Consider the following 6,725-nt stretch of genomic DNA (forward strand, 5'->3'; position numbering starts at 1 on the left):
TGGTCGATCTAGGGTGTCATGGCGGCGATGAAGACCTCGGTTGGGGTTCGCCAGCCCAGGACCTTTCGGGGCCTGTGGTTCAGGCGTTGCTCGACGGCGCGCAGATCGGCGGCGGTGTGCACGGACAGATCTGTGCGCTTGGGGAAGTACTGCCGTAGCAGTCCGTTGGTGTTTTCGTTGGACCCTCGCTGCCAGGGCCGCCCTGGATGAGCGAAGAAGACGCCGTCGCGGAGCAGCGGAGCGATCTGGTCGTGGCAGGCCATTTCCGATCCCTGATCCCAGGTCAGGCTGAGCCGGACTTGGGCTGGGAGCTCGCTCAACACGGCGAGTAGTGCATCGCGGACGTTCTCCGCGGTGCGTTCGCCAGGAAGATGAACCAAGCGCAGGAAGCGGCTGGTGCGGTCGACCAGGGTGGCAATCGCGGACCGGTTCTGCCTGCCGACGATCAGGTCCCTTTCCCAGTCGCCGATACGGATTCGGTCTTCGACGACCGGTGGACGGTGCTCAATCAGCAGCGCGGGCGCGATGAACCGGCAGCGACGCTGGTCGGCGCGGCGGCGCCGTTTACGCAGCGGACGACCCGTGCGCAAGTGGCGGGTTAGCCGGCGGCTAAGCCCACGATCGCCCCGGTAAAGCGCCTGGTAGATCGTCTCGTGGCAGACATGCCAGTCGGCGCGGGTCGGATGAACCAGCCGCAACCAGGCGGCGATCTGCTGCGGGCTCCACTCCTGCTCCAGTCTGCCCTGCACCAACTGCCGTAGCTCGGCATCAGCGAGGACACGGCTTGTCCGCGGACGGTGTGCACGCTGGCGGGCCCTGGCGTGCGCCAGGTCACCGTCGTAAACCCCGCGGTCGTGCGGGCGCACATTGCGGCGCAGTTCCCGGCTGACCGTCGACGGTGCCCGACCGAGCCGGTCGGCGATCGCTCGCATTGATAGGCCTTGAGCCCGCAACGTCGCGATCCGCTGGCGCTCCAACAACGACAGATAGCGACCCGAACGTGCCGCTTCGGCAAGCCTGGCCGGCGGCACCCCACCATTCTCATGACGCCAGCGGTACCCGGTCTTGTGGCCAATGCCGACGAGGCGGCATGCCTCGAACGTCCCGACCCCCGACTGCAACAGCCGCCAGTACTTCAGCCTCTACCTCAAGTCGGCGCTTGCGCCCGCGTCGTGCCATCAACACGCCTCTCATGATCAGGTGTGTTGCGACAAGGACTAGAACCCGCCCTAGAACCCGCCCGGCGGTAGTTCCAGGTCTCGTTGCACCCGCCGAAGCGGTCTCCATCGAGGGTGTTGTGGCGACTCTTGCGGACGGCCATGCGGTCGAGAATCGCGAGGAAGTCGCCCCCGACTCGCTGCGCCGCGATGCCTGCGAACGCCGGCGAGGCGTCCAGGACTTGCCACCCGCCCCGGCGATGCTCAGCGAGACGCACTTTGGAGGACGTTGGTGATGCCGATCTTGCGTTCTGGCCTGACCTTCCACGCCGCCCCAGAAAGTAGACAAACTCGATAACGCGGCGTTGTATCGGTAAGACGCGCAAGCAGAGCAGGCGCTTTGCATGTGGGTGCGGCTGTCGAGGCTCGCCGGCCAGGTGTGCTCGGGGACGAATGTGCATTGCCACCACGCTTTTTGATGGCGCCAGAGATGACCTGGGCGGCCGTCAACCCGCCGCTGAGTACGGGATCCATCTCGAGGGCGATGTCCGAAAATCGCGCAGCCAGCGAGTTGGTGATCGAGAGCTGGAGGCCAGCGCAGCAGGACAGCCATAGCCGTGCCGGCTACGGCCTGACACCAGCGCCTGCCATTCGCGGGCGGGTCCCGCCGTACAGCGCCACCACACGAGCTCGCTGCTGCCACTTGCGATGCGGTCGGGTGTCAGTGTGCTGTTGCGCTCGTAGTGCCACTCGCTGGCGATCCGCGGATAAAGGTCAGTGAGGGAGTTTGCTGACGGAGACTTGCTTCCCGCGCAGCTCGGGTACCCAATCCTCGAGCCGCCCGTTCACGCGCTGACCTCGGCGAACCACACGTGGTCACGGGATCTGTGGTGGTCACATCTTGTCCGCCGCTGAAGTTCAGGTAGAGCACCACGTCGGCGGGCGCGACTGCGGATTCCGCAAGCTCAGACTTGGGCCGCGCCGACGGTGGCGTCTGAGCGAGGGAGTACACCATAAGGGCCGTTCCTCGGGCACCGCTCCCCCGCCGGACCGGCCCCGGCGGGCGGTACGGCCACGGCGCGGCACACCGCCGAACCCGGCCGACACCCGCCGGTCAGCAGCTCCACCGGCGACGGACGGGAACCTCGCGGACCGGCATCTCGGACGGGTGCAGCGGCCGGTCGACGACCGGCCGCACGGTGTACGCGGTGATGCGGTCGCGCTCGTGCTCTTCGGCGAACCGGCGGGCATGGAACGTCTCGCCGGCCTGGTCGAGGTGCTGGATCAGCTCGGTGACGAGCACGTCGAGCCGCTGGACCTCCGCCTCCGCTGCCGCGAGCCGCTCGTGGGCGCTGACGGCCCGATGCCCGCACCACTGCCGCAGCAGCTCGTGCCGCGGCCGGTCGAAGCGCCGGTACCAGGCGTACTCCTCCTCCGGAAAGGTGCGCTTCCCGGTCAGGGAGTTGATCGCGTCGGCGCCGTGCTTGCACTTGTGCCGGGCCTGAACCTCCTCCTCGACGACTAGGTCGAGGACCGCCCGCGGGAGCGCGCCCGGCAGGCGGCCTCGGCGATCAGCAGCGTGCCGGGCCGGCGACAGCATCAACGTGCCGTCCAGCTCGAACCAGGCGATACCCGCCAGGATCTCCTCGACCGGCAGACCGATCACCGCCTCTAGCTCGGCGCGGTCGCGCAACTCAGTGGCGCCGGACACCGGCGACCACGCGACCGACGCCACGTTCTCCGGGATGAGCAAGTCGAACACCACCTCCACGCCCGCCTCCTCGACGCTGTCGAGCGGCCGGTCGTCGATCCGACGCCAGTTCGCCATCACCGCGTCGTAGGCCGCGACACCGCTCCACGGCACTCGCAGCCGCGATCCCGGCACGTTCTCCACCCGCCCCGCCGGATCGTCGACGAAGAACACCCCGATCCGGGCGCTGGCCTTCTTCGGGATGACGGCCTGGATCCGCACCCGTTCCGATGCCGCGGCGTCGCGGGCCCGGTAGACCCACTCGTCACCCACCACGAACCGCGAGGCGTCGAAACCCATCAGATGCCGCTCGGGGCGGTCGGATCGCGATCGGCGTCGGTCGCCGCGGGGGTGCTCGCTGGATTTCCGGTACCGACCAGCAGCCTTTGCGACGGATCCCGCAGCCAGATGCGCATGCCAAGGCCGTGGAACTGTGCCGTGTCGTCGCGGATGGTCTGCCAGGTGCGCCGGGTCAGTTGCAGCTGTTCGTCCGTGCGGGGGTGCTTCTTGCCCAGGGCCGCGCCGATGACGGCGAGCCGGGCGGTGGGGAACACCAGCACACCCGCCACCCGGAACGCTTCGAAGATGACCAGGGCGTAATACGGGACATCGTCGATGACGTACACCCGATGTTCGTTCACCCACGGCCCGGCCCCGTTGGCGAGGTACCGCACCTGCACCTTCGCACCGTCGGGGAGAATCAGGTCGTAGTCGGCTTGGACCGGGTTAGCGGCAAGGGTACCGCCGAGCAGGGTCTGGACCAGTGCTTCGCTGAACCCGGCAAGCGGGTCCCGATTCGACTGGGGTAGTCCCAGCGATTCCAGCAGCGTCGATCGTGCCGTGCGGTACTCCTCCAGTGCGCCGAGCAGCGTCGTCATCCGCTCGGGATCAGCGATGCCGGTCATCCGAGGTTCACGACCTGCGCGTCGCCGGCGGCGCGGGCGTACACGAGTGCGGCGCTCTCCGCGAGCAGCCGGCCGTTGCGTCCGGTCAGGTCCAGGTGCTGTTCCTGATTGCCGATCCACACCGTCGCGGATGTCGCCGCCGCGAGACATACGGCGCCGCCGGCGGTGAGCTGTTCGCGGAGCAGGGCGTTGATCCGCACATTGGTCTGCTGGCTGGGGCCAGGATGGCGGTAGTTCACGGACAGCCGGCGGTGCAGGTTCTCCGTCTCGCCGATGTAGAGGCGCGTCGCCGGCTGAGCCGCGGTGCTGGTGAACGTCAGGCGGTAGATCCCAGGTGACGGGTCCAGGCGGGGGAACGCTGGTTTCCCGGCGTCGAGGACCACGGTGCCCCCGGCCGATCCAGCTCAGCCGCACCCGCACGTCAACCGGCGCCTCGCCGGCGACACCACGTAGCGCCGGGACCGGCACCGGCGACCGTGCCGGAACAGCCCCCGGCGACGGTGCCACACCACGCGGTGTCGGGTGTCGTGCAGCCTGGCGGGCGAAGCGGATCCGGCGGCGGTCCAGGTACACCTGCTCGACGCGGAACTGCGCGGCGTGCCAGGCCAGCGCCTGGCTGTGGTTGGTGTTCGCCCACCACTGACGCAGCATGACGGACGGCGGGAGCCCACCGACCAGGTCCGCGATCTGATCGAAGCCGAACTCCACAGAATCCTGGCCCCGGTCGGCCGCCGCCCGTAGTGCCCGGGTCAGCGGCTCGTACTTTCCGGGCATCGACAACCTCCCGCCGGGATCGATCGCCCGAACCTGTAGCCGGGCGTGATCGCAGTGACCCTCCCCGCCAGGCCATCCACCGTGCCGTTCCGGCCGGACGGTCGCAACCACTAAGCAGGCCGATGGACAGTCACTCGCGGGCGGGATTCCGTCGGTGCGCGACCGGCGCATACGCTGGACTTTTCCGGTCGCTGGGAGTCCGTGGCCGTGTCGCACCGAACGCTGATCTCCAAAGCCGCCCTGCGACGGCTGCCCGCCACCGCAGACGACGGCACACCGTACTGCCCGCAATGCCGCAGGGACGGCGAGCTGAACCGGATGGTGTCCACGGGCACGACGGATTCAACTGAGTGTGAAGTCGGTTCCCTGCCGGTGTATACGGATGCGGATCGGCTGAGCTACGAGGAACTGATTGCCGGTGCGCCGTGCCGGGGCTGCGGGCAGGAACTCCTTCCGCAGGTGGCGCCGCCGTCGTGGGTCGGCAAGGGAACCGGCTTCTTCACCGACAAGGAACGGGCCTTGCACGCGGCCGCGGAACAGGCCTTCAACGAACGGCATCCGGTCTGCCACGCGTTGCGATGGACCATGCAGGGCAGCAGCGTCACGCATTGTGCACGATGCTGCCCACCGCCCCCGCTCAGCCCCGAACAGCGGCGCCAGATCGCGCAGATCCTCAACGACGGGGCGGAGCGGCGCGTACGGCAGGCGAAACTCGCGGGCACCACGTACGAACGCCGCGAGCTGGAGCAGCGCCTGCCCGGTCGGGCCCGGACGCTCGCCGTGGTGCTGCGCGAGTACCAGAAGCGCCGCACGGCGGCGTTGGAGAGCGTGGCCGCAGAGGATCGGAGCTTGCTGCGGTCGTCGTTCCCGGAGGCCGAATTGATGTTCCGGTGGCGGCTGCAGCTGGCCTGCGGCGATCTCGTCGAGGTTCTCACCCTCGGTGATGTTCGACCGCCCACCGTCATTGCCTGGCCGTGGGCCGGCAGTCGGCTACGGGAAGGCACCTACGCCTGCACCGACCACCGGGCCCAGGAGGCGCCGTACCGGCGGGTGTACCGCTATCTGACCCGGGCAACGATGGAACTGACCGGTGACGAACACCTGAAACGCGGACCAGAAACCGTCGGCTACTGGACGGTGGAGCTGGAATGCGGACACCTCGACAACCAGGTCACGGCACTGGACTGGCATCCTCGCGACGGCCACCGGCAAACGCAACCGAACGACGCCACCGAAGTCGCCCAGCGAAAATCACGGGTCGCGCAGATCAAGGACTGTCTCGGTGCGCTGGAATACGCGCATGCACTCCGCCAGATCGAGCAAGGCTATCTCGAGCCGGACCCGCAGACGACATGCCGGCTGTGTACCTACGAGCAGCCGATTATCGCCTTTCAGCGAGTTGGCTGGTTGGTGCCAGCACCGAAGCCTGCGATGACAGCAGCAGTGAAACAGAGGACCGGCGTCCGTCCCGCCCGGGCACAACTGGAGCAACGCGTAGCCGAACTCGAGGCCCAAATCGCGCACCTGACAGGTCAACGCCGAACAAGCTGACCCGCAAACCTCCACCCGGCGCTGACGTTCCAGGCCGGGTGCCGCATCGTCGGACTCCAGAGTCCGGGGATTGTCGGTCTCGGCGAACTTGCAGGCCTCCAACGTGACGCGTGCGCGGTCAACGCGCCGGCGCGGATCGCGGTGGGCAGGCCACCGACGACGTGGTTGTGAGGCATGTTGAAGCCGCTGAGCTTCGGGGCGACGACGATCGATCTGCGGCGCCCATGTCCGTTCGAGAACGCCGTTCCACGGAGACTCGACGTCGCGGAGATCTCCCCGGTCGTCATTCCCTTCGCATACAATGACAACACGATCTCGTCGACCTCGGACAGGCGTCGCTGCCGTTTATTGACGATCTGCGGCTCGAACGTGCCCTCCCGATCCCGCGGCACGTCGATCCGAACTTCACCGGCGGCGTCCGAGATCACCGTCTTGCCACGGCTGCCATTACGCACGTTCATTGAGATGCTTCTATAACTGTCAAGTGCTGCTGGCGGCCAGGTCGGCGCCCTGCAGGGTCCGGAAGAGTTGCCTGCTGATGTAGCGCTTGAGGCTGCGCATGATCTCGCGTTTGGTGCGGCCTTCGCG

At 67.9% G+C, this 6,725-nt stretch carries 5 protein-coding genes and 3 pseudogenes; 1 reads left to right on the top strand and 7 read right to left on the bottom strand.

Features of this window, described 5'->3' with window-relative positions; all coding sequences use genetic code 11:
- Positions 1 to 8 precede the first annotated feature (8 nt).
- The 6 genes and pseudogenes from I4J89_RS28390 to I4J89_RS52235 form a co-directional block, all read right to left on the bottom strand.
- Positions 9 to 1,179 (bottom strand): annotated as a pseudogene (locus I4J89_RS28390) (IS30 family transposase).
- A gap of 484 nt (positions 1,180 to 1,663) precedes the next feature.
- On the bottom strand, positions 1,664 to 1,987 hold the full coding sequence (locus I4J89_RS51990) for a zinc-ribbon domain-containing protein (protein WP_196417173.1): 324 nt from the start codon (positions 1,985 to 1,987) through the stop codon (positions 1,664 to 1,666).
- Between the two features lie 284 nt (positions 1,988 to 2,271).
- On the bottom strand, positions 2,272 to 3,207 hold the full coding sequence (locus tag I4J89_RS28400; RefSeq protein WP_196417137.1) for a hypothetical protein: 936 nt from the start codon (positions 3,205 to 3,207) through the stop codon (positions 2,272 to 2,274).
- On the bottom strand, positions 3,207 to 3,812 hold the full coding sequence (locus I4J89_RS28405; RefSeq protein WP_196417138.1) for a hypothetical protein: 606 nt from the start codon (positions 3,810 to 3,812) through the stop codon (positions 3,207 to 3,209). Before I4J89_RS28405 ends, I4J89_RS28400 begins: the two co-directional genes overlap by 1 nt.
- Positions 3,809 to 4,195: a GIY-YIG nuclease family protein gene (locus I4J89_RS28410; RefSeq protein WP_196417139.1), complete on the bottom strand. Its 387-nt coding sequence runs from the start codon at positions 4,193 to 4,195 to the stop codon at positions 3,809 to 3,811. Before I4J89_RS28410 ends, I4J89_RS28405 begins: the two co-directional genes overlap by 4 nt.
- A 166-nt stretch (positions 4,196 to 4,361) precedes the next feature.
- Positions 4,362 to 4,757 (bottom strand): annotated as a pseudogene (locus tag I4J89_RS52235) (DUF7662 domain-containing protein); the annotation flags it as partial.
- Positions 4,758 to 4,787: 30 nt separating this feature from the next.
- Here I4J89_RS52235 and I4J89_RS28415 point away from each other — a divergent pair.
- A complete protein-coding gene (locus I4J89_RS28415) occupies positions 4,788 to 6,137 on the top strand; it encodes a hypothetical protein (protein WP_196417140.1) in 1,350 nt (449 codons plus the stop codon).
- On the opposite strand, the pseudogene I4J89_RS51995 reads toward I4J89_RS28415, so the two are convergent.
- Positions 6,119 to 6,595: pseudogene (locus I4J89_RS51995) on the bottom strand (transposase); the annotation flags it as partial. The gene I4J89_RS28415 and the pseudogene I4J89_RS51995 sit on opposite strands and share 19 nt — an antisense overlap.
- Positions 6,596 to 6,725: the final 130 nt, after the last annotated feature.

Source organism: Actinoplanes aureus (genome assembly GCF_015704865.1).
GTDB lineage: Bacteria > Actinomycetota > Actinomycetes > Mycobacteriales > Micromonosporaceae > Actinoplanes > Actinoplanes aureus.